General features: G+C 50.4%; 9 protein-coding genes. 2 read left to right on the top strand and 7 right to left on the bottom strand.

Translation table 11 applies throughout. The annotated features are described in order from the left end of the window. Positions 1-452: 452 nt before the first annotated feature. From DF182_RS21085 to DF182_RS21065, 4 genes are all read right to left on the bottom strand, one after another. Positions 453-11,390, bottom strand: a complete 10,938-nt coding sequence (locus DF182_RS21085) for a T9SS type B sorting domain-containing protein (RefSeq protein ID WP_113617782.1) — start codon at positions 11,388-11,390, stop codon at positions 453-455. 417 nt (positions 11,391-11,807) lie between these two features. Beyond that, positions 11,808-12,524 (bottom strand): SDR family oxidoreductase, encoded by a 717-nt coding sequence (locus DF182_RS21075; protein WP_113617780.1) that lies wholly within the window; start codon positions 12,522-12,524, stop codon positions 11,808-11,810. A gap of 71 nt (positions 12,525-12,595) precedes the next feature. Then, positions 12,596-13,537: a helix-turn-helix domain-containing protein gene (locus tag DF182_RS21070; RefSeq protein ID WP_113617779.1), complete on the bottom strand. Its 942-nt coding sequence runs from the start codon at positions 13,535-13,537 to the stop codon at positions 12,596-12,598. Positions 13,538-13,541: 4 nt separating this feature from the next. Beyond that, positions 13,542-14,279 (bottom strand): MarR family winged helix-turn-helix transcriptional regulator, encoded by a 738-nt coding sequence (locus tag DF182_RS21065; protein WP_113617778.1) that lies wholly within the window; start codon positions 14,277-14,279, stop codon positions 13,542-13,544. Between the two features lie 106 nt (positions 14,280-14,385). Between DF182_RS21065 and DF182_RS21060 the strand changes: the two genes are divergently transcribed. Next, positions 14,386-14,895, top strand: a complete 510-nt coding sequence (locus DF182_RS21060; RefSeq protein ID WP_113617777.1) for a hypothetical protein — start codon at positions 14,386-14,388, stop codon at positions 14,893-14,895. Positions 14,896-15,011: 116 nt separating this feature from the next. On the opposite strand, the gene DF182_RS21055 is transcribed toward DF182_RS21060, so the two are convergent. Next, entirely contained in the window at positions 15,012-15,431 is a 420-nt protein-coding gene (locus tag DF182_RS21055) for a DUF3995 domain-containing protein (protein ID WP_161964202.1), read from the bottom strand. Between the two features lie 143 nt (positions 15,432-15,574). Between DF182_RS21055 and DF182_RS21050 the strand changes: the two genes are divergently transcribed. Next, positions 15,575-17,248 (top strand): DUF6138 family protein, encoded by a 1,674-nt coding sequence (locus DF182_RS21050; RefSeq protein ID WP_113617775.1) that lies wholly within the window; start codon positions 15,575-15,577, stop codon positions 17,246-17,248. 163 nt (positions 17,249-17,411) lie between these two features. On the opposite strand, the gene DF182_RS21045 is transcribed toward DF182_RS21050, so the two are convergent. Both DF182_RS21045 and DF182_RS21040 read right to left on the bottom strand, forming a co-directional pair. Beyond that, the gene (locus DF182_RS21045; protein WP_113617774.1) at positions 17,412-18,791 is read right to left on the bottom strand and encodes an efflux transporter outer membrane subunit; all 1,380 of its coding nucleotides are present in this window, start codon (positions 18,789-18,791) and stop codon (positions 17,412-17,414) included. Between the two features lie 26 nt (positions 18,792-18,817). Next, the gene (locus tag DF182_RS21040) at positions 18,818-21,979 is read right to left on the bottom strand and encodes an efflux RND transporter permease subunit (protein WP_113617773.1); all 3,162 of its coding nucleotides are present in this window, start codon (positions 21,977-21,979) and stop codon (positions 18,818-18,820) included. Between the last annotated feature and the right edge of the window lie 14 nt (positions 21,980-21,993).

The following is a 21,993-nucleotide window of genomic DNA, read 5'->3' as shown; positions in this document are numbered from 1 at the left end:
GAACAACAAGGCTTTGGGACGAACAACTAAGCGTAATGATGAGCCGTTAAACAATGGGACAGGCAGGCAGGATCTATGGATGAAAAATGTAACCGTCAAAGACCCTTGCAATAGTGTTAGTGAATGTTAATGGACGTTTGCACGCACTGCCGGTTCGGTTATATTTGTGAGATGGACTTCATTGTAAAACGGATCTGGTGGATCATGATACCTACCGCGCTCTACCCAGAGACCCTAAGCATCCCCCGCCCCTCCGGAAAAGGATATTACAATTCAGCACCAGTACTAAGGCAGACACCCTTATGAAGGATATTGATTCCAACAGCATCGGTTCTGTAAAAGTGTTGCAAAAGGGATGTAACAGCCCCAAAACTGTAATCTCTGAATATAAAAACAAAGACGCAAAGGACTAAAAGCCTTTGCGTCTTTTGTATTTTTTAGAGAGAAGAAAATCAACGTTGTAACAATATCCATCCTTTGAACTTCCGCTCACCCTGTTCCGACGGCACTGTCAGTATGTAGAAATAAGTGCCTTCACTCAATCCTGCTCCATCCCATGTGTTATCATAATTCTTGTTCTGATACACCTGGTTGCCCCAACGGTTATAGATGAACAAGCCAGATCCAGGGAAACGGTTCAGACCTGGTATCACAAAATGGTCGTTCTTACCGTCTCCATTCGGTGTGATCACATTCGGAATAAAGAGATCTGATCCTGTCACCTTCACAGGGCCCACGGTAGATGTATTATCAGACATATCCGGATCTTTTTCATTACCCTTGATGGTAGCAGTATTCACGATATCTGCACCACTTTCCAGTTTAACCGTCAACGTTAGAGTGGCTGTAGTACCTGGTGCCATGGTGGCCAGTTGCCAGTTGATGGTGGCGCTGGCTATATCATAAGTAGCCTGACCAGCAGAAGCGGAGAGCGTAATCGGCCTGCCCAGCATGTTTTGCAGCTGGTCCTTCACCACTACGCCGGTGGCCGTATCCGGGCCGTTGTTGGTAGCCGTGATGGTAAATGTCAACACGTCATTGACATTATAAGGCGGATTTGTTTTCAGCTGTTTCACCACTTTAAGGTTGGCGAATCGGTCGGTACTGATGATCACAGTGCTGGTATCCGGAGTGCTGACATCCGGTGGCCCGCTGATGACAGCGATGTTACGGACAGAACCTGCACCGGTGATGGTCATATCATAACTCCAGCTGCGGGTTTCGCCACCATTCAGCAGTCCGGCGTTCCATTGCAGCACACGGGTGGTACTGTTGTAAGTGATGGTGCCAACCGGCGGGTTGCTGTATACCGGATCGCTTACCAGTGTGGCTGGCGGCAATGTATCAATCACTACTACCGGATTAACACCAGCGATACCGTTGTTCTTCACCTGCAAGGTATAACTGATCACCTGTCCGATGCCATAAGGCCCGTTAGCCGGATTAACTGATTTTATCACCTGCAGGGCAGATTTGGGGAATACCGTAGTGGTAGCAGTACTGCTGTTGTTGGTGCTATCCTGCTCTGTAACACCGGCAGGAGTTCCGACAACTGCCGTATTCATTATTTTGCCTGGTGTAGTAGCAGTGGCAGTCACCTGCAACACCACTTTTGCACCTGCCGGGAAGGTCCCGATAACAGCGCTGACCGCACTTCCATTAATGGCTGGCTGTACATTGGCGGCACCGCCGCTCAGCGAAGCTACTGTGACAGCCGGTTGTGTAAGCCCTGCCGGCAGCATATCTGTTACCGTTGCATTATCTGCGGAGGATGGTCCGTTGTTGGTAACGGTAAGCAGATAAGTCACCTTACTACCCACAAACACATCATCAGGGCCTGTTTTCACCATCTGCAGATCAGCGGTGCTGCCGATAGTGCTGACAACGGTGTTGGAAGCGATATCGATGCCACCTGCATTATTGAGGATAACATGTGCTACGTTGGAAACGGTGCCGGAAGCGGCGTTGGGCTGTACGGTACCGGTGATGACGATGGTCAGTCCGCTGGTATCTGCAGCCGGCATGTTCACATTCACTTTCACCTGGTTGCCGGTGCCGGTGGCGCCACTGTTGATGACAGTGCTGCGCAGCGGTGTAGCCGTCCACGTTACATTGGTGAGCACGCCCGGTATCATATCTGTGATATCAGTATTCACCGCATCGCTCGGGCCCGGATTGACCACGCTGATGACATAAATGGCCTGGTCTCCTCGTGTCATAACAGCCGGACCGGTTTTGCTGATCCTTACCCTGGCGGATACTGTCACCTGAGTGGTAGCCGTAGCTGTTTGTGCTGAGGCTCCTGCTTCAGATGGTGTTACAGTAGCGCTGTTGACAATAGTGCCGGTAGCGCCAGGAGCAACCATACCATTCACGGTGATGGTTATATTATTTCCAGCGCCGGCAGGCATATCACCAGTGAGGCTGATGTTATTGCCGCTGCCGGTAGCAGGGCTTTTTATCACGGCGGTGCCGTTAGCCACTGCTTTCCAGGTTACCTGCGTGATGGTGCCCGGTACGTTGTCTGTCAGCGAGAAATTGACTGCATTGCTAAGCCCGATGTTGCTGGCGATGATAGTATACTGTATTGGTTGGCCTGCAGTGGTGGTGGCAGGGCCATCTTTCTGTATCTGTAATACCGGTTTGGCGGTAACGACTGTTTGTACCAATGCAGAAGTATCAGCCGGTGCTCCGGGTTCTGTTGGTGTAATAATGCCCACGTTCTTCAGTGTATCCCTGAAGGCAGGATCTATGGTGCCATTAACGGTAACGGTTATATTATTACCAGTGCCTGGCGGAATATTAGCGGTAAGGCTTACCAGGTTGCCGGTACCGGAAGCAGCACCTGTAAGCTGTGCATTGCCCGCAGCTACTGCGGTCCAGCTCACACCTGTTACAGCAGCAGGCACCGCATCTGTGATCACCGCATTGCTGGCCACACTCGGGCCATTGTTGCTCGCGATGAGGGTATACGTGATCTGCTGGCCGGACTGTAATGCTGCCGGACCTGCTTTGGTAATCTGTACGGCAGGCATCAGCGTAACCGTAGTCTGTACCTGCGAGGAATCCGGCGTATTGCCTGGTTCTGCCGCTGTTGCGATACCGGTGTTAAGCAACTGACCGGAGAAGGTAGAATCAGTTTTACCCTGGATGGTCACCTGCACGACTGCTCCTGCCGGGATATTGGCCACTACATTTACATTGTTGCCGCTGCCGCTGGCTCCTGAAGTGATAACAGCGCCGCCACTTACTGCGGTGGCTGTCCAGCTCACCTGTCCTACCGCTGCCGGCACTACGTCGCTGATTACTGCGTCAGTAGCGTTACTCAGGCCTTTATTGGTCACCTGCAACTGGTAAAGTATAGACTCTCCGGCATGCAGGGATTGCGGCCCGCTCTTACTGATCATCAGTTCCGGATGTTGTACTATCTCAGTGATCACCGGTGGTGTTACGGCGGTAGGTGTTTGCGGATCCGGAGAAGTAACGGTGGCGGTATTGCTGAGTGTACCGCTGGCATCGGGCAACAGGGTACCGGTAACCATAATGGTAACGGTAGCCTGGCCTGTAGGCGGAATATCGGCATTCACACTGAGTTGATTACCGGTACCACTGCCACCGGCTGTTACCACGGCGCCGCCGGAAGTGCTGGCAGTCCAGGACACCGACTGGATACGGGCGTCGATGGTATCTGTGATATGCAGGTTACGTGCAAAGGCAGGACCATTGTTGGTCACAGTGATGATATAGTTGACCTTATCCCCTGCTGTAATGGTCACAGGTCCTGATTTACGTATCTGTACATCAGATTGTTTATTGACCACGGTAGTAACTGAATCGGACACCTGCGGCACTTCACTGCTGCTGGCACTGGCCACGTTGGTGACGTTGCCGGCAAAGTCATTATTCAGTGTACCCGTAATCGTGATAGATACACTATTGCCTGCTCCACCCGGGATGTCGGCGGTAGTGTTTACATTACCTGTTCCGGAGAATGGCCCGGTGAGTTGAGCTCCACCGGTCACATTCGCAACCCAGCTTACATTTTGCACAGCAACAGGCACCAGATCTGTAATGCTGACACCCGCAGCATCAGACGGACCGGCGTTGGTCACCACTACCTGGTAAGTAATGGTATTACCTGCCTGCGCCTGTGCAGGACCGCTCTTCCGTATCTGTACACCGGCATTACGCCCGATGGTGGTGGTTACACTGCTGGTATTATTAGCCAGATTATAGTCGGTGATATTAGCTACAGCAACAAGGGCCGTATTGGTAATAGTACCTGCAGCCGCGCTACCGCTGACGGTACCACTGATCTGGACAGTGATGAAGTTGCCACTGCCCGCGGCCAGTTTACCCGGTATGACGATGTTGCTACCGGCGCTGTCAACTTCCTGACTGCCGATTACACTACCAGTACCGGTTACAGTGGCCTTCCAGGTAACATTGGTGATCGTTGCCGGCACCACATCGGAAATCACAAGAGAGTCCACATCATGTGGACCAGCATTGTATACCTGCAGGGTATAGTTGATGGTTTCTCCTGCCAGTATGTGCTGAGGTCCGCTCTTGACGATGCTTACATCGGTAGACTGATTGACGGTGGTAGTGACGGAACTTTCTTTGTTTTCCGCGGCCACTACAGTGGCGGTATTGGTGAAAGTTGTATGGGCTGTTTTATTTACAATACCTCTTACCAGTATCACCAGCATATTACCATTGCCTACCGGTATATTGCCGGTGGTGCTGATCGTATTACCGGTACCGGCAACAGGTCCTGTGACGGAGGCCGCACCCGCTGCAGCAGCTCCCCAGGAGCTTACCGTCACATCTGCTGGTACAACATCAGTGATGACTGCGCCGGTAATATTACCGTTACCGCCATTGGTTACAACGATACGGTAGAAAATGGAGTCCCCGATATTCACGACAGACGGACCGGTTTTGGAGATGCGCACAATAGGATCATTATCTACCGACATGGTAGTGGTGCTGGTATTATCTGCCGGATTAGGGTCAACAATCGGGCTGCCTGCAGGCAGGGCCACTGTTGCGGTATTGGAGATGGTAGCACCGTTAACAACAGCCGGACTGAGTACGCCAGAAATAGCCACCTGTAATATACCTCCCGCCGGAATATCAGCGGTAAGGTCCACATTACCGGTACCACTGGCCGGCGTGATATTGGCAACACCGCCTGTACCGGCGGTTACCCAGCTTGGGTTTAGCAATTCCGCAGGGAGCACATCCTGCACATGGGCGCCGGACACATTGGAAGGCCCATCGTTATATACCATTAACATGTACTGCATCGGCTCTCCGGCGCCCTGGTTGGCCGGACCGCTCTTCACAATCCTCAGATTGGCCACCCGGTTCACTGTTGTTACCACAGTAGCGGTATCGCCCACCGGCGTTGCGAAAGACGGATCATTGACAGCAGTGGCTACGTTGGTGATACTGGGGTTTGCATAGTTCGGATCTACCTTACCATTCACCTGTACGGTAATCATCGCACCGGTTGTAATGGGTATATTACCAGTCAACTGCACATTGCCGGAGCCGCTGGCAGCGGAAGTAATAGCTGCTCCATTGGCTGCAGTGGCCGTCCATGTTGCATTTAATACTCCCGCAGGAATCACGTCACTGATAGTCAGGTTACGGGAATCACTCGGACCGTTGTTGATCACCTGTAGCGTATAAGAGATATTATTACCGGCGGTGATGCTGGCAGGACCGGTTTTATTGATCTGCAGCTTCGCTGCACGACTGATATTAGTAGATGCTGTGGAGCTCACCGGTGACACGCCCGGCTCAGCAGCAGTGGCGGTAGCCGTGTTGGTGATCACACCGGCAAAATCGGATTGAACGTTACCGGTGATGGTAATGGTAATACTATTACCAGTACCTGCGGGGATGTCGGCTACCACATTCAACTGGTTGCCGGTACCGGTGTTGCCGGAACTGATGACAGCGCCTCCGCTGGCTACTGCTGTCCAGGAAGGATTAAGCACCGTTGCCGGAATAGCGTCTGTAATCACGGTAGCCCTGGCATCGCTCGGACCGGAGTTCTCCACTTTAATACTATACTGGATAGTTTCTCCGGCATTCAGGTTGGCCGGTGCAATTTTATCTATCAGCAGCTTAGGCTGTTGACTGATAACTGTTCTAACGGTATCGGATACCGCTGGCAAATCTGGTATTCTGGGGTCAGCAGTCGCCACATTGACGATAGTTCCTGCCACGGTAGCTGATGGCAGTGTGCCGGTCACCATAATACTCACCGTGCCGGTGCTCACCGGAACATCGGCGTTCACCTCCAGGTTGTTACCGGTGCCGGTAGCTCCGGTGACAATCACCGCGCCACCGCTGGCAGTAGCTGTCCAGCTGACATTCTGCAATTGAGATGGTATCTGATCTGTGATCAGCACACCGGTAGCATTGGATGGTCCGGTGTTGGTGACGGTGAGCAGATAGTTCACGGTTTCGCCGGCGCTGGCTGTTGCCGGACCGGTTTTCACGATGTGCAGTGAAGGCTGTTGCACTACAGTAGTCACCACAGGAGTAGACACCGCCGGTACAGTACCCGGCTCGGAAGGCTGTGCGGAAGCCACGTTGGTGAAGGTACCCGCAAAAGCAGGATCCACTACTCCATTGATAGTAATGATCACCCTATTATTGCCTCCACCACCAATATTGGCAGTAACAGCCACTGTATTACCGGAACCGGTAGCACCACTAACTATTGTAGCGGTACCATTGACGGCGGCAGTCCAGGTAGTTTGTGTAACCGCTGCCGGTACTATATCCTGGATGACCAGGTTATCTGCATTTGATACGCTGGTATTGGTCACTACCACAGTATAGGTGATATGCTCCCCGGCCTGGAGAGTAGAAGGCCCTGATTTGGACACCCGTATCACTGGCAGTTTACGCACCAGCACCGTTTGTGTAGCCGTTACCGGAGGTGCAGGTTCAGACGGCGTGGCAGTAGCATTGTTCACAATAGAACCTGCAAAGCCCGGATCTGTCTTACCTCTCACGGTAATCACGATCTTGTTGCCATTACCGGACGGAATAGAACCGGTGATCTGTACATTATTGCCGGTACCGCTGCTGTTGCCGGTAATAGTAGCCTGTCCGAGGGCGCTGGCTGACCAGCTCACTCCGCTCAATGCAGCAGGCACTGCATCCGTCACTACCAGATTGAGGGCGTTGGAAGCGCCTGTGTTGCCCACTTCGATAGTATAGATTACACTATCCCCTGCCAGCACCATATCGGTAGCTGATTTAGTGATCGTGAGCTGCGGCAGCCTGTTGACAACGGTTTGTTTGGTAGCGGTATCTCCTGTACTGCCCGTCTCAGCAGGAATAACCATTGCTGTATTACTGATAGTGCCGGAGAAGGCAGGATCTATTTTACCAGTTACGGTGATGACTATATTATTTCCTGTACCGGCAGCAATATCCCCCGTCAGGACAATATTGTTTCCGGAGCCTTGTGTTCCGCTGGAGATAGCGGCGTTGCCGTTGGCCACGGCTGTCCAGGTAACCTGTTGCAGGGTAGCCGGCACATTATCATTGATCTGCATACCCCTGGCGTTGCTGGGGCCATCGTTACCCACTGTAATCACATAAGTCACCAGACTTCCTGCCCTGGCGGTATCCGGGCCTGTTTTGCTGATGGTGAGTGCTGCCTGCGGCGTTACATTGGTCACCACTTCATTGGAAGTTACTGGTGTGGTATTAGGCTCTGATGGCGTTACCACAGCTGTATTCCGGATAGGAGTATTGGTAGGAGGCTGAATAGTACCGTTGACAATAATATGTATAACTGACTCTGCAGGCATATTGGCTGTTACCGACAGCTGGTTGCCGGAGCCGGTAGCACCGCTGGTGATGACTGCGCCACCGCTTGCCACAGTGGTATTCCAGGTAACATTGTACAGGGAAGCCGGTACGATGTCGGTCACTACTGCCTGCGATGCGTTGGAAGGACCTTCATTCTTTACGTCTATTGTATAGGAGATCTGTCCTCCGGGGATAGCCGTAGCCGGACCGTTTTTGGTGATGGTAAATTTCACCGCTTTGCTAACGGTGGCCACATCGGTATCTGATACCGGCGGTACGCCAGGCTCTGAAGGAGTGGCTGTAGCTGTATTGGTAATCGTGCCACTAAAGTCACCACTAACGATACCGGATATACGAATAACAATACGGTTGGATGAACCAACGGGAATATTGCCGGTTACGCTGATCTGATTACCACTACCGCTGTTGCCGGCTGTGACGGCCGCAGCACCTTGTGAGGTGGCGGTCCACTGTACCTGTTGTACGGCAGCCGGTACAGCATCTGTAATCACCGTTTTGATGGCATCACTGGGCCCGTTGTTCATCAGGGTGATGACGTATTCGATAGGTGTGCCAGCAATAGCGATCACGGGCGAAGTACGGCTTTTGTCTATCACCAGTCCCGGCGAGCTGCTGATAGTAGTATGGGTGGTGTTGGACGTAAATGGCCCTACTGTGGTCTCCGTAGGAGTCACGGTAGCCACGTTGTCGATAGTACCAGTAGCATTGGCACTAACGGTGCCGGTTACACTGATATATACTTTTCCGGTATCAGTAGGGGTCACTGATCCGGGATAATTGGCTACTACCGTTACATTGTTGCCAGTGCCGGTAGCGCCGGAAGTAATATTCACTTTGCCGGTGGCTGTAGCCGTCCAGCTGACGTTGGTCAGTTTACCGGATATCGCGTCTGTGAATACGGCGGCCTGTGCATCGCCCAGTCCTGTATTGCGTGCGATAATCGTGAAGGTGACAGACTCACCGGCCACCGCCATAGCTGGCGCACTCTTCATGATTTCGAAGAAAGGACGGCGTGCAACCGGTACCGTTACCGTGGCGGTAGCCCCGTTAGGATCGGGTACCACCGGAGATACTGCAGTAACAGTATTGGTAAGATCTCCTTCGAAGGAAGAAAGGATATTGCCTTCCACGGTAATGGTGATGGTAGCATTGCCAGTGGGGATATTGGCAGTAAGATCGATATTGGTGGCAGTAGAATTGTTTTGGGTGATTTGTGCTGCACCGGTATTGGCCGCCGTGATTTTGGTACTGGCGAATCCGGCAGGCAGCGCATCTGTGATCCTCACGCCAGTGGCATTACTGGGGCCTGCGTTGGTGATCACCATACGGTACACCAGGGGCTGACCAGCCAGATAGGGTCCCAGCTCCAGTATTTCCTTTGTTGCCTGTATGTCGGCGCGGCTTACATAGGTGATGGTCACCTGGTCCGACAGCGGAGGGCAGACATTGTTGGTGATGGTCCAGGCCAGTGTGGCGCTGGTATTGGGAGCGATGGTGATGGTGGTATGCGGGTCTGAAGTATCGGCTATCACGGGGTTACCGCTGATCACCACCCATTTGCCGGTTCCTACCTGTGGAGTGTTGGCCTGCATGTGGAACACACCGGAATTATACTGGGTAGAATCCGGGCCTGCATCGGGCAGCGTAGTATTACCAAATTCCGTTACCCGCAGATTGGCGGAAGAAGACGGACAAGTACCGCTGCTGATGGTCCATTTAAACACATAGGTGCCGGTCACCAGACCGGATACCTGTGCGTTGGGAAGAGTGGGATTATCAAAGACGGCTGTATTGGGGCCGCTCAGCTGTGTCCAGAGACCTGTACCATTCACCGGCGTGTTACCGGTAAGGTTAGTACTACTCACATTACACAACTGCTGATCAGAACCTACCGTAGCGGTGGTAGGAGTAGGATTGACCACCAGCGTGACCGGGTAAGCCGGAGATGAACAGCCACTGGTTCTGTTTCCGAAGCTGATGTTAAATTGATAAGTGCCCGGAGCTGTACTGCCGGGGATGACCACGTTTATCGGAGAACCCACCAGACCAGCACCTGTTACCGGATTAAAGCCGGGCATATTGGTGGAAGTAATACTGTAGATATCAGCATTACCGGAAACAATGGTATAGGGTAAACTGAACAGGGCTGTCCCTTGGCATACGGGCATTACCGTACCTATAGTGGCACTGATATTTGGATTAACCGTCACCCGGAAGGTATTAGACACGCCATCACCGCTACAGCCATTGATGGTAGCTGTTACCCGGTAATAACTATTTGCAGTCAGCGGACCGATATTGAGTGTGGCGCCATTCTGTCCTGGCACAACGGTCCAGCCGGTGGCAGCGTTATTACTGGTTTCCCAGGTATAACTAAAACCGGTAGTGGGGGTACCTGTACCCGCTTTGGGGGTAACTACCGCTGACAATTGGGTGCTGGTATTATAGCAGATAGAGGTGGGTCCTGTGATCCCTACGGTATAGTCGATCACTTTCAGCTCTACCGGATTAGACACTACGCGGCAGCTGGTATTGTTAATTTCTGCTATGCCACCGGCAGCCAGTACCCGGTATTCAAAGCCGGCCCTCGCATTGGGTACGCTGAAGGTGAATTGGTTGTTGCCCCCGTTATTGATCACACCACCTTCATTGGCCCAGCTGGTGGTTCCCAGTGCTCTTTTCTGCAACTGGAAAAAATAATTGGAATAACTTCCTACCGGCAGGCTTACTGCAAAGCCGCTGGTAGCACCACTACATACCACACCAGTAGTTTGTGTAAAGGTGATGGGAGGACCACAGGCTGCAAAAGCGATATCATCCAGCGCCAGGTCGTTGCCATTGCTGCTGGGTGTATTACTGAAGATACGGAGGATAACGGCGCTGGTAGTGGAAGGCATCTGAAAGATACCAGCCTCCCGTACCCAGGTGCCTGGGTTTTGAAAAGGTACCAGGCCGGTAGACACTGATTTTATCGGTGTCCCGTTGGGGTTATTAGCGTCCACAATGTCGAAGCGCAGGCTGGGCTGCGATACACCTGCCTGGGGATTGATATTCATGATCCAGGCAGAAAACTCGAAAGTAGTGCCCGCACATAATCCTGTGATGGTTCGTTCATAAAACTTGTCAGGGGTAGCATTGGCATCTACCACCATACAAAATCCCCGGCCATCCGTACTGGTATGATCGGGTCTGTCCACAAAATAAATATTGTTGTACCCCCGGGTAGTGTTGCTGATCGTATACTGGCCCGGGTAAGGACCGGTAGGCCGGGAGCCTACGCCAGGTGCATAGTAGGTGTAGGTAGTGATACCTGCCGGCAAGGGAGGCCCGAGTGTAGGTTTGGCTGCCGTAGCCGCCTGGCCGAATGTTTCCTTAAAAACAGGATCGCCCAAGGAACCAGTACACTGCTGGGCTTTCACATGACTACCTGCCAGTAACAGCAGGATAATGTAGCATAACTGTTTAACAACACGGAACATGCCTCTCTGCACATTTACAAAAATGGAGAGCCTCTTTACCATATTTGCTGGGTTTGAACTTTATTGGTTTTTCTGCTACCGGTGATAACTGCTCCCCGCCTGCTGCCTGGGAGATAACAATTTTTTGTTATGGTATATCCAGAGAAAAGAATTCCTGCGCATGCTCCTGCATCCGAAAATTTTGCTGCGCCATAAACATGTACTTCCAATGATTCGGGGATGATACCTGACTCTACATACATCGGGGCCACACTCGTAGCATCATTGCAATATTACAACAGTGGAAAAAGGGATTATGTTCAAAGGGGGGGAAAGTTTCATAAAGCCGTAAAGCAGCAACGGTATTTGTTGATACCATTGCTGCTTTACGTGCTTGCTTCAGCGTTATTTCACGATCTGGCAGAGGGGCCTGTGATCCGAAGAAAAAAGCGGGCTCCGACGGTTGTCGGTATATGCCCGTTACAGGCTTAATCCTCCATCGCAACGTAGCACCGTGCCCGTTGTATAGGCATTGTTCATCAGAAACAGGATGGCCGCTGCCACCTCTTCCGGTTCTGCTACTTTACCTACTGGTATTTGTGTTGCATAACCTTTAAATGCTTCTGCTTTATCAGCAGCGGGCAGGAAGTCCCACCAGGGCGTATTCACGATACCGGGTGAAACCGCGTTGATACGTAAGGGTTGGAATTCTTTTGCGAGGCCGGGGATCATGGTCTCGAGCGCACCGTTGATCGCCGCCAGGCCGGCAGTACCGGGCATTCTGCTGACACTGGAGATAGCCGTCACCAGGGTGATGCTACCCTGCTTGTTCAAATAGGGCAAAGCTGCCTGCAATGTGTCCAGCTGAGGCCAGAACTTGCCTTCAAAGCCGGCCCGCAGGTCCTGCAACGATAAGTCTTTGAACATACCGCCGCCTTTGGAACCGCTGAGAGCTATCACCAGATGGTCCAGCGGCCCCTGTGCGGCAAAAAAAGCATCCAGCGATGCGCGGTTGTTACTGTCTAGTACTTCAAGGCCTGCAGTGGGGACCACTTTGGCTGCTTCCTCCAGTCGGTCGGGGTTACGACCGGTAATTATAACCTGTGCTTTTTCCTGTACGAGCAATGCGGCAGTAGCCAGTCCGATGCCGGAAGAACCTCCGGCGATAATCACTTTTTTGTTTTCTAAGGTGGACATTTTCTTCATTTTTATGACTGTAAAATTGGGGTATAAAAAGAAGAGCATTGTTATCCGGATACTGCATAATATTAACTGAATGCTGCATTTTTACGATAAGCCATAGGTGTTTGTCCGGTTTTTTCCCGGAAGAAGCGGTTAAAGCCGGCAGGATCGCTGAAACTAAGCTGATCAGATATGGCGGCAATGGTAGTATCGGAGTATCGTAAGGCGGCTTTGGCCTCTCTTACCAACATGTCTGTAATCGCCTCGGATGCCGTGTGGCCGGTGCTTTCCCTGATAGCCCTGTTCAGATGATTGGGTGTAACCCCCAGCAGGGTGGCATAGTCGGCCACTTTTCTTTTAGTAAGAAAATGCTCACTCACCAGTTTTTTATACCGCGGCACCAGGTAGGTATGTGCGGTATCCTGGATTGTCTGGTGCAGCTCCTGCCGGAGATAGCTGCGTTTCAGCTCCAGGAGCAACAGATACAAATATAACCGTATGGCTTTATCTCTTCCGTGGTGGTGTTGCTGCAGTTCTGTATTGATACGTTCCACAAAACCGGTGACAGCATTCAGTTCGGCCGGCAACAGTTGCATAAAAGGGACTCCTGCATAGGCGAAAAAAGGAAATTCAGCAGGAATTCTGTCTGGTGCGATGGTATCTTCCAGAAAAGCCGGTTCAAACAGCAGATAGTATCCGAATGCATCATCGCTCAATCCGCGTTTGCTGAATATCTGTCCGGGGAAAGTGAAGCTGATGGTGCCATTGCCATGGGTGAAGTCTTCCAGCCCCAGTTGTATTTTTGTGACACCCCGCACAGAGATGCTAATACGGTAATAATCCGATTTGAGGGGCCCCATCTGTGCACGTACGCCCGCACTGGAGTACAGCTCAAAACCTTTTATTTTCAGCTCTTCTTCCAGATTGCTGTATCCGAATGTGGTGGTGTCTTCCGGCTGGCGGTGCAGGGGCCTCGATTCTTCCAGGCTATATTGCGGAATGGATGGATGATTCGCGCGGGTGGGCATAAGGTTATTTATAAAGTGATCGAATGATATCGTCTACCTGCTCTCCTTTTTGGGAGGCCATTATCTTTTCCTTTTGTTTTATCTGTTTGCTGAAAGCGGCGGCCGCTTCCTCCGGTGCATCTTTTCCGTATAGCTGTTGCAGCACCTCATCTATTTTGCGGTGTTTGTTTTCCAGCAATACCTGCTGATGCCGGTGCTGTAAGCTGCCCAAAATGCGTATCAGCGCCTGTTTATCTTCTTCCTGTACATCATGGTACAACAGGTAAGTCACTTTATACAGGTAGCTGCCGATTTTTTTGAGCAGGGTATTTCCTTTGTCGGTGATGCTGATCAGTTTGGCCCTTTTGTCTTCCGGGTTGTTTTTTTCTGTGATAAAGCCTTTTTTATGCATCCTGTTGAGGATATCGATGCCGGTGGATTGTTCCATCAGTCCCAGGCTGATGATATCGGTTTTTTTTGCTTCTTTTTTGTATTTGATGATGTTGAGCAGGTAAAACCATTCCAGCTCAATATCCGGGAGCTCTTTGAGGATCATTTTGGCGTAGGTGGTGTGCATGGCGCTCATGCGGCCTACCAGTTCGGTGATTACGCCGTCCATGTCGTGTGCGGGGATGGCGGTCTTTTCTTTTTTCTTCTTAGCATGGCGGCGCAGGTAATGCTCACAAAAATCAGCTACTGCCGGTTTTCCGACATGCTCCGAATAAGCCTCCCATTCAGCAATAAGTTCCAGTAACTGGCTCATACAATTAAACGGTTCCGGTTAAAAATAAAACGATTTCGTTCTTTTTATAACGAAAATGCACTTTCTTTACGAAGATAAAGAACGAAACCGTAATTAATTATTTCACATGCAAACATTACTGGAAAAGTTAACAGCAGACTGCCAAGCCCCGTCTGACAGCCATATCACCGCTATCAACGATCTCGCGCTGCTCCTGGAAAGACATGCTATGAATAAATACGACGACGCAACTTTTCAGCAGGCGCTATCCCATCGCCCGGACCTGGCCGCCCTACATTTGAACGGATCCGATGTAACATCCCTGAAACACTTCCTGTTTTTTCTGCTGATGAATTATCCCGACAGAGCAGCCCTCAGCGCCCGTTGCCTGGTAAAATGCTACGACGCCACCCTCACTCCCGGCATATGTCAGGCCATAGCAGCCTACTGGCAGCAGGACGACGCCACCACTTGCAAACTCACAGACGCTATCACCTATGCACAGGGATATAATCAATTCAGTGAAACAGTACTTACCTGGTTCAAAAAACTACATAACGAAGGTCTTCCGGAGACAAGGAAAACCATGTCACAGAAATTTGCCTACTACAAAAAATTCTATGGAGCAGTGTTATAACTTCGGACGGGTTATAAGATACCCGCTGGAACGAGTGTTCCTTTTCATCATTGAACTACTGATAGCACTGCGTTCTCTGATAAATGACTTTTTACCTCCGGAGAGTTAACATCTTATCATGCCATAGACGCCATGATACTCAATACAGCGATCAGCACACAAAGCGGAGAAAATATCCGGGTATCATTGCGGGCGAAGGTTGTATTTTTTATTTTTTTGAAGAAGCCTACATAGGTGAAATCTCCGATAGCCCTCAGCGTAAAAAGCAGTGCAATACCCCTGGTGGCCCAGATGATCACACTTCTGCCCACCAGGGCATCAAAAACACCCGTATTCCCAACTGTTACCAGTGCAAAAGCGAGGAGTCCCAGCGCCACTATTATCGTTCCAAACTTGCCTGGGTCCAGCATCTGCCGGCCTTCTGCATTCACTGGCACTACACCGCCTACTCCCCATTTTCCGTCAAAAGCCCAATAAAAATGAATTGCTGATAAAAAAATAAAAACACAGGTATTAATAACTATAGGTAGTAACATAACAAACATTTATATATACAAAGGTAGTCTGTTCACTTTCACGTCGTCCTGATAAATATCATATAATCATTCCTACTCCACAGAATGACTGGTATTTTTCCTAATTTGCTGCCGATAAAAAAGTTTCATTCAATTTAACCCGCATGGAAAACCGCCACCAGACGATTGTCAACGATATTACCACTGCCGTAGGCCAACTGCTGCAGAAGATGGACGAGAGAACCGACGCTGTCAATATCACCCGCCGCTCTACCCTGCAATCCGGCATATACAATTATGTACGTTTTTTTTATTACAAAGGAGCCGTGCATTGTTTTATTGATAAAGGAGATAGCCGGCCCGACCTGAAATACGAAGGAACCGATTTCCCGGATGCTCCGCTCACCGCCGAAGATGTGGCGCAATTGATGCCGCTCCTGCAGCAACAGCTGGAACAACTGTATCGCACTTACGATAACAATCCCTTGCTGGACTTCAAGTTTGAAGTATTCGCCAAATTCAGGATCGACGAAAAATTCCTTAGACTGACCGCACTGAAAACAACCAGCGAAGTCAAAAAAACAGCCTTATTAAAACAAATAGATCTTTATCTCACCCAAAAAATAAAAGAAGGACAGCATCCCACCAAAGATCTGGACACTACCTTCCTGGCACAGCATCTGCTTTCTCCGGCCTTATACCCGGAGCCAGACGTGCCAGCCATCAAAGCTATTTTTGAAAAGATACGTGAGCTCAACAAAAGCAATAAAGATTTACAACGTACGCATCAGCATTATATCACCTATGCGCTCAGATGCTGGGTAGAAGAACATTTTCTGCCGGTGTATTATAACGTTGCCAGCAACGGCTGGGCAGGCCCGGTATATACCTTAATAGATCCCGGTCAGCGGCCGGTGCCTTCCGAATCACAGCTCGACCTGCTAACCTATGCAGGTATCAGCATCGTTCGGTATGAACCCAATTACAGCAGGCCTAACGGGGTGGGCTTCATCGAAAAAGCCAAAGAGCTGGGCAGCAAACAGGCCGGCAACATCCTGAAAACCGGCAGCGGCACCTTCAGCAAGGAGGATATGCAATACAGCGATGCTGACCTTACCTGTACCGCCAACGATGTATTTACCACTTTCAGCATTGCATTTAAAAATGAAACAGAAGAATCTTATGGCAAGGCTATTACGTTCATCTGCAACCTGCTGGAAAAAGACTTCCCGCCCAGCTACGAAATAAAATGCAAATCCAAAAACAAAGAAGTTCTTCCTATCAAAGGACTGGGCAAGTCATCTACCCAGCGCTTCTTTGCCAATGCCCTGCAATACCCCGGACTGTACCCGCTACTGGAGCAATATGTCAGACTGGCTATCCGTCACGAATTTGAATGGTACAATGATGTGGAAGCAGAACAATGCTGCTGTCCTGGTACCTACGCCATATTTGGCCTGGCACTGGCCAGTGACAGTTACTTCCCGCTCTTGCGCGAGTACCTCAAACAGGTAGACGATGAACACCAGTCTGTTCAAAACCATTTCCTCCTGAAGTTTGTACAGCAGTATGGCGTACATCCAGGCACCATCCCTACTCTCCTGGACTTACTGCAATGCGCATCAGACAACATCAAACCCATTAAAGAGCTGAAAGCCTTTGAAACAGCCGAAAACATGGCACTACTGCTGGAAAACACAGCTTCCCTGGAAGGTTATGAGGTAGAACATCTGTGTTGGTTTATTTGGGGAGCTAAAGACAAAATCGCCGCACTGGCCAAAAAGAAAGGTCCACTGGCTGAATATTATACTCAACTCATAACTGTGATTAATTCCTGAAACTGTGATTAATACTGATTTTACTGATGTTCCTTATGAGCGAAGATTAAAGCGAAGACTTGCAAAACCTGTTTACTTAAAAATGCCTGGCTGTTGGTCTTATCATCTTCTTGTTGATCTTCGCTTTTGTCTTCGCTCATCAGGAACATCAGTAAAATCAGTATTAATCACCGTTGCCAAGGGAACGATACAATGCAATCACCGCCAGCCATTGCTGCAGCTGATCATTAATACCGCCCATCTGTGCGCTTAATAAATTCTGTTCAGAGGTTAACACATCTGTATAGTTGGTAGCAGAGCTGTAACGCAACAGTTCTTTGGTGAAGTCTACTGCTTTCTCCAGTGATGCCAGCTGTTTTTCACGACTTTCCTTTTTTTCTGAAGCAGATGCCAGCGAATAAAGGGCATCTGATACTTCCTTCCCTGCTGTCAGCATAGTTTTACTGAAGTTATATAATGCCTCCTGCTGTCTGGCGGTGGCGGTGGCCAGCCGGGCTTTGTTAAGACCTTTGTTAAAAACAGGCTGTGTGAGTCCGCCGATGATATTACCAAACAGGCCGCTGTTGGTGAACCACTGACTGAAGTCGAAACTGGAGAAACCACCGGCAGCAGTGATGCTGAGGGAAGGATAAAAGGCCGTGCGGGCAATATTGGTATTTTCAAAAGCCTGACGGAAAGCATATTCCGCGGCTTTCACATCGGGCCGGTATTGCAGCAGTTGAGCGGGCACGCCGGTAGACAGGTCCTGCGGCAACTGCTGGGCCGACATCACGCTGCGGACCACGGGTCCTGGCGGTAATGCCAGGAGTATGGATAACGCATTTTCTGTTTCTCTGATCTGTCGTTTTACATCAGGAATGGCTACGGCAGCGGCGTACTGGTTGGCTTCACTTTGTACTACTGCAGCACCGTTTACCACACCGGAGGCTTTCAGATCGCGCATACTGCTCACATCTTCTTTTCTGTTATCCAGCGTTTGCTGTAATACCAGCAGTTGCTGGTCCAGTGCCAGCAGTGTATAATACGTACTGGCGATATCAGCCACCAGACTGCTTTGTATGGCCTGCTGTGCAGCCACAGTGTTTAATAACGCTGCCTGTGCGGCTCTTTTGCTGCTACGTAGTTTACCCCATATATCCGCTTCCCAGCTGGCAGTGACACCCACATCATACTGTGTAGCATTATTTACCAGACCATACCCTTGCGGGAAGGCCAGCCTGGACTGTTTAACAGAAGCATTTGCATTAACATCCGGAAGAAAGGCCAGCTTACTCTGTTTCAGGGCTGCCTGTGCCGCCACAATACGCTGCATGGCCATTTTGAGGTCCAGGTTTTCACGGATACCTCGTGCAATTAGTTGTTGCAATAGTGTATCCGTAAAAAATTCCTGCCAGGGTTTGGCTGCAATCGTGTTGGTATCCGTACCGGCATGATCGCGGTACTGCGCTGCAGCAGGGAGTTCCGGCCGTTGGTAGCGCTCAGTGACCTTGCAGGCAGCTGTCAGCAGTACAATTGCCACCAGCCAGGTATATTTGTTGTTCATCGTTGTTACTTTTAAAATCAGAAAAATTACATCGCCATTTCTTCCAGCAGTTCTTCCGCTTCTTTCTCTCTGGGTGTTTTACCGCTGATCCGTTCCTGCAAAGCCTGGAACAGGACAAAGAGTGCAGGTATCACAAATACACCGAACACGGTACCGATCAACATGCCACCTACGGCTGCGGTGCCGATGGAGCGATTACTCAGCGCACCTACACCGGATGCCAGCATCAGCGGCAACAAGCCGAAGATGAAAGCAAAAGATGTCATCAGGATAGGCCTCAAACGCGCGGCTGCACCGGAGATCGCTGCCCTTACCAGGCTTAACCCGCTGTTACGCCGTTGCACAGAAAACTCCACTATCAGGATGGCGTTCTTGGCCAGCAACCCTATCAGCATAATGAGACTGATCTGCAGGAAGATATTATTGTCGAGGCCTGCCAGGCGGGCAAACAGGAAAGCGCCTGCCAGCCCTATCGGCAATGACAGCAGTACTGCAAAAGGCAGGATATAACTTTTATATTGAGCACTCAGCAGGAAATAAACAAACAACAGACACAAAGCAAAAATGAGCATGGTCTGGCTACCACTGGAGATCTCTTCCCTTGTCAGGGCACTGAAGTCGAAGTCTGTACCGCGTGGCAACGTGGCTGCAGCTACTTCTTTAATAGCCCTGATAGCATCGCCGGAGCTATAACCCTTGTTGGGCGCTCCTGATACGGCAGCGGAAGTATACAGATTAAAGCGGTTGATGAATTCCGGACCACTGGTTTTTTGCAGGGTGAGGAAAGCAGATACCGGCGCCATTGCTCCTTTGTTATTGCGGACGAAGATTTTATTCAGATCTGTTTCTTCCGCGCGGAAGTTGGGATTGGACTGTAACAACACCTTGTATTGTTTGCCAAAGCGGTTAAAGTCTGATGCGTAGATACCACCCAGGTATCCCTGCATGGTGCGGAGCAGGCTGTTGACCTCTACACCGGCTTCCTTACAGCGGGCCACATCTACCTTCACTTCATATTGTGGCAGATTGGTATTAAAAGGTGTAGCGGCGTACATGATTTCCGGGCGTTTGTTCAGTTGCTCCATGAACTTGTTTACTGTTGCGCCGAAGTCTTTATAACTACCGCCTGTTTTGTCGAGGAGCTGCATTTCAAAGCCGCTGTTGTTACCAAAACCCTGCAGCGTAGGTGCTGCAAAGAAGATGATGTTGGCTCCCTTAATGGAGGCTGTTTGCTGGAACAGTTTTGCTACCAGGCTGTTGATGTCCTGGCCTGGCCCTGTCCTTTCCTTCCATGGTTTGAGGGCGATGAACATGGCACCATAGGAGCCGCCGGTACCGCTGATGAGGTTCATACCAGTCACGCCGGAGGTAACGGCCACTTCAGGCATTGCACGGGAGATGCTGTCTATCTGATCCAGGACCTTCAATGTCTGATCCATGGTAGAAGCGGGTGGCAGGATGATATCCCCATAGATGGCGCCGGAGTCTTCGTTGGGTACAAAACCGGTAGGTGTTGTTTTCAGGAAAAACACCAGAATACCGGCAAACACGGCGATAGCGCCCAGTGCCAGCCATTTTCGGGCTATCAGGAATTTTACAATACGTATATACCTTCCCGTTACAGCAGCAAATCCAGCATTAAAAGCAGTATAAAACCGCTGCAGCAGGGTCTTTTTAGCATGTGCTGCGGGATCATGTGGTTTGAGCAGGATGGCGCAGAGTGCTGGACTGAGCGTCAGTGCATTGACTGCGGAGATGATGATAGCCACTGCCAGTGTGAGACCAAACTGTTTATAAAACACCCCTGCAGAACCAGTGATGAAGGTTACCGGCACAAACACCGCCGACATAATGAGGGTGATAGAAACAATGGCTGTGCTGATTTCGCTCATCGCGTGCATCGTTGCTTTCCTGGCGGACCTGGCGCCCTGGTCCAGTTTGGCATGTACCGCTTCCACTACTACGATGGCATCATCCACCACAATACCGATGGCCAGCACCAGCGCAAAAAGCGTGAGCAGATTCAGTGTAAACCCGAATATCTTCAGGAAGAAGAAGGTACCGATAATAGCCACTGGTACAGCGATAGCGGGGATGAGTGTAGAACGGAAATCCTGCAGGAAGATGAATACTACGATGAACACCAGGATAAAAGCTTCAAAAATGGTTTGTATCAGTTTGGCGATAGAGGCGTCGAGGAAATTGTTCACGTTGATGAAAACGGCCATCTTCACGCCCGGCGGGAAATTGGCTTTGGCTTTTTCGAATACTCTTTCCACTTCCTTTACCACTTCATGTGCATTGGAACCGGCCGTCTGACTAACACCGCCACCGGAACCAGGATACCCCTGTGCATTAAGACTCATGGTATAGTTAAAAGCACCCAGTTCTACTTCTGCCACATCTTTGAGGCGCAGCAGCTGACCATTGCCGGTAGCGCGGATGACGATATCTTCAAACTGTTCGGGCTTTTCGAGGCGGCCGGTATACTTCAGGATGTACTGAAATGCTTTTTTACTGTTTTCGCCCAGTTTGCCGGGGGCTGCTTCTATGTTCTGTTCTGCGAGAGCGGCGATCACATCGTCTGGCACCAGGCCATAGGAAGCCATTACATCGGGGCGAAGCCAGATGCGCATAGAATAGGCCCGATCACTCCATGTCTGCACATCTCCTACACCAGGTATTCTTTTCAGTTCGGGGATAATGTTGATGCGCATGTAGTTATCGAGGAAGTTCTCGTCATAGGATTTGTTTTCACTGTACAACAGGAAACCAAACACTTCACTATTGAGTTTTTTGGTGGTGGTGATACCGGTTTTGATCACCTCCGCCGGCATGAGGCCAGTGGCTTTGGCCACCCTGTTTTGTACGTTAACAGCGGCCAGGTCGGGATCGGTGCCCTGTTTAAAATTGACCGTGATCACGGCCGTGCCGTCGTTGCTCGCTTTTGACGTCATATAGGTCATGTGCTCCACCCCGTTGATCTGTTCTTCCAGCGGGATGATGACGCTTTTCATGACTACGTCAGCGTTGGCCCCCTGGTAGGCGGCGGTTACTTCCACCGTGGGCGGGGCTATTTCCGGATATTGTGAGATGGGCAAAGAGAGCAGTCCCAGCAACCCCAGTATCACAATGATAATGGAGATGACAGTAGACAATACCGGGTTATCGATAAATTTTTTCAGCATACAATCATTTTTAA

Origin of the sequence: Chitinophaga flava (assembly GCF_003308995.1) — a bacterium.
GTDB classification, from domain to species: domain Bacteria; phylum Bacteroidota; class Bacteroidia; order Chitinophagales; family Chitinophagaceae; genus Chitinophaga; species Chitinophaga flava.
This window is presented reverse-complemented; position numbering and strand designations above follow the sequence as displayed.

Coding starts and splice junctions, on each gene's coding strand:
- DF182_RS21085 (WP_113617782.1), bottom strand. CDS start 11,390: ATGGTAAAGAGGCTCTCCATTTTTGTAAATGTGCAGAGAGGCATGTTC.
- DF182_RS21075 (WP_113617780.1), bottom strand. CDS start 12,524: ATGTCCACCTTAGAAAACAAAAAAGTGATTATCGCCGGAGGTTCTTCC.
- DF182_RS21070 (WP_113617779.1), bottom strand. CDS start 13,537: ATGCCCACCCGCGCGAATCATCCATCCATTCCGCAATATAGCCTGGAA.
- DF182_RS21065 (WP_113617778.1), bottom strand. CDS start 14,279: ATGAGCCAGTTACTGGAACTTATTGCTGAATGGGAGGCTTATTCGGAG.
- DF182_RS21060 (WP_113617777.1), top strand. CDS start 14,386: ATGCAAACATTACTGGAAAAGTTAACAGCAGACTGCCAAGCCCCGTCT.
- DF182_RS21055 (WP_161964202.1), bottom strand. CDS start 15,431: ATGTTACTACCTATAGTTATTAATACCTGTGTTTTTATTTTTTTATCA.
- DF182_RS21050 (WP_113617775.1), top strand. CDS start 15,575: ATGGAAAACCGCCACCAGACGATTGTCAACGATATTACCACTGCCGTA.
- DF182_RS21045 (WP_113617774.1), bottom strand. CDS start 18,791: ATGAACAACAAATATACCTGGCTGGTGGCAATTGTACTGCTGACAGCT.
- DF182_RS21040 (WP_113617773.1), bottom strand. CDS start 21,979: ATGCTGAAAAAATTTATCGATAACCCGGTATTGTCTACTGTCATCTCC.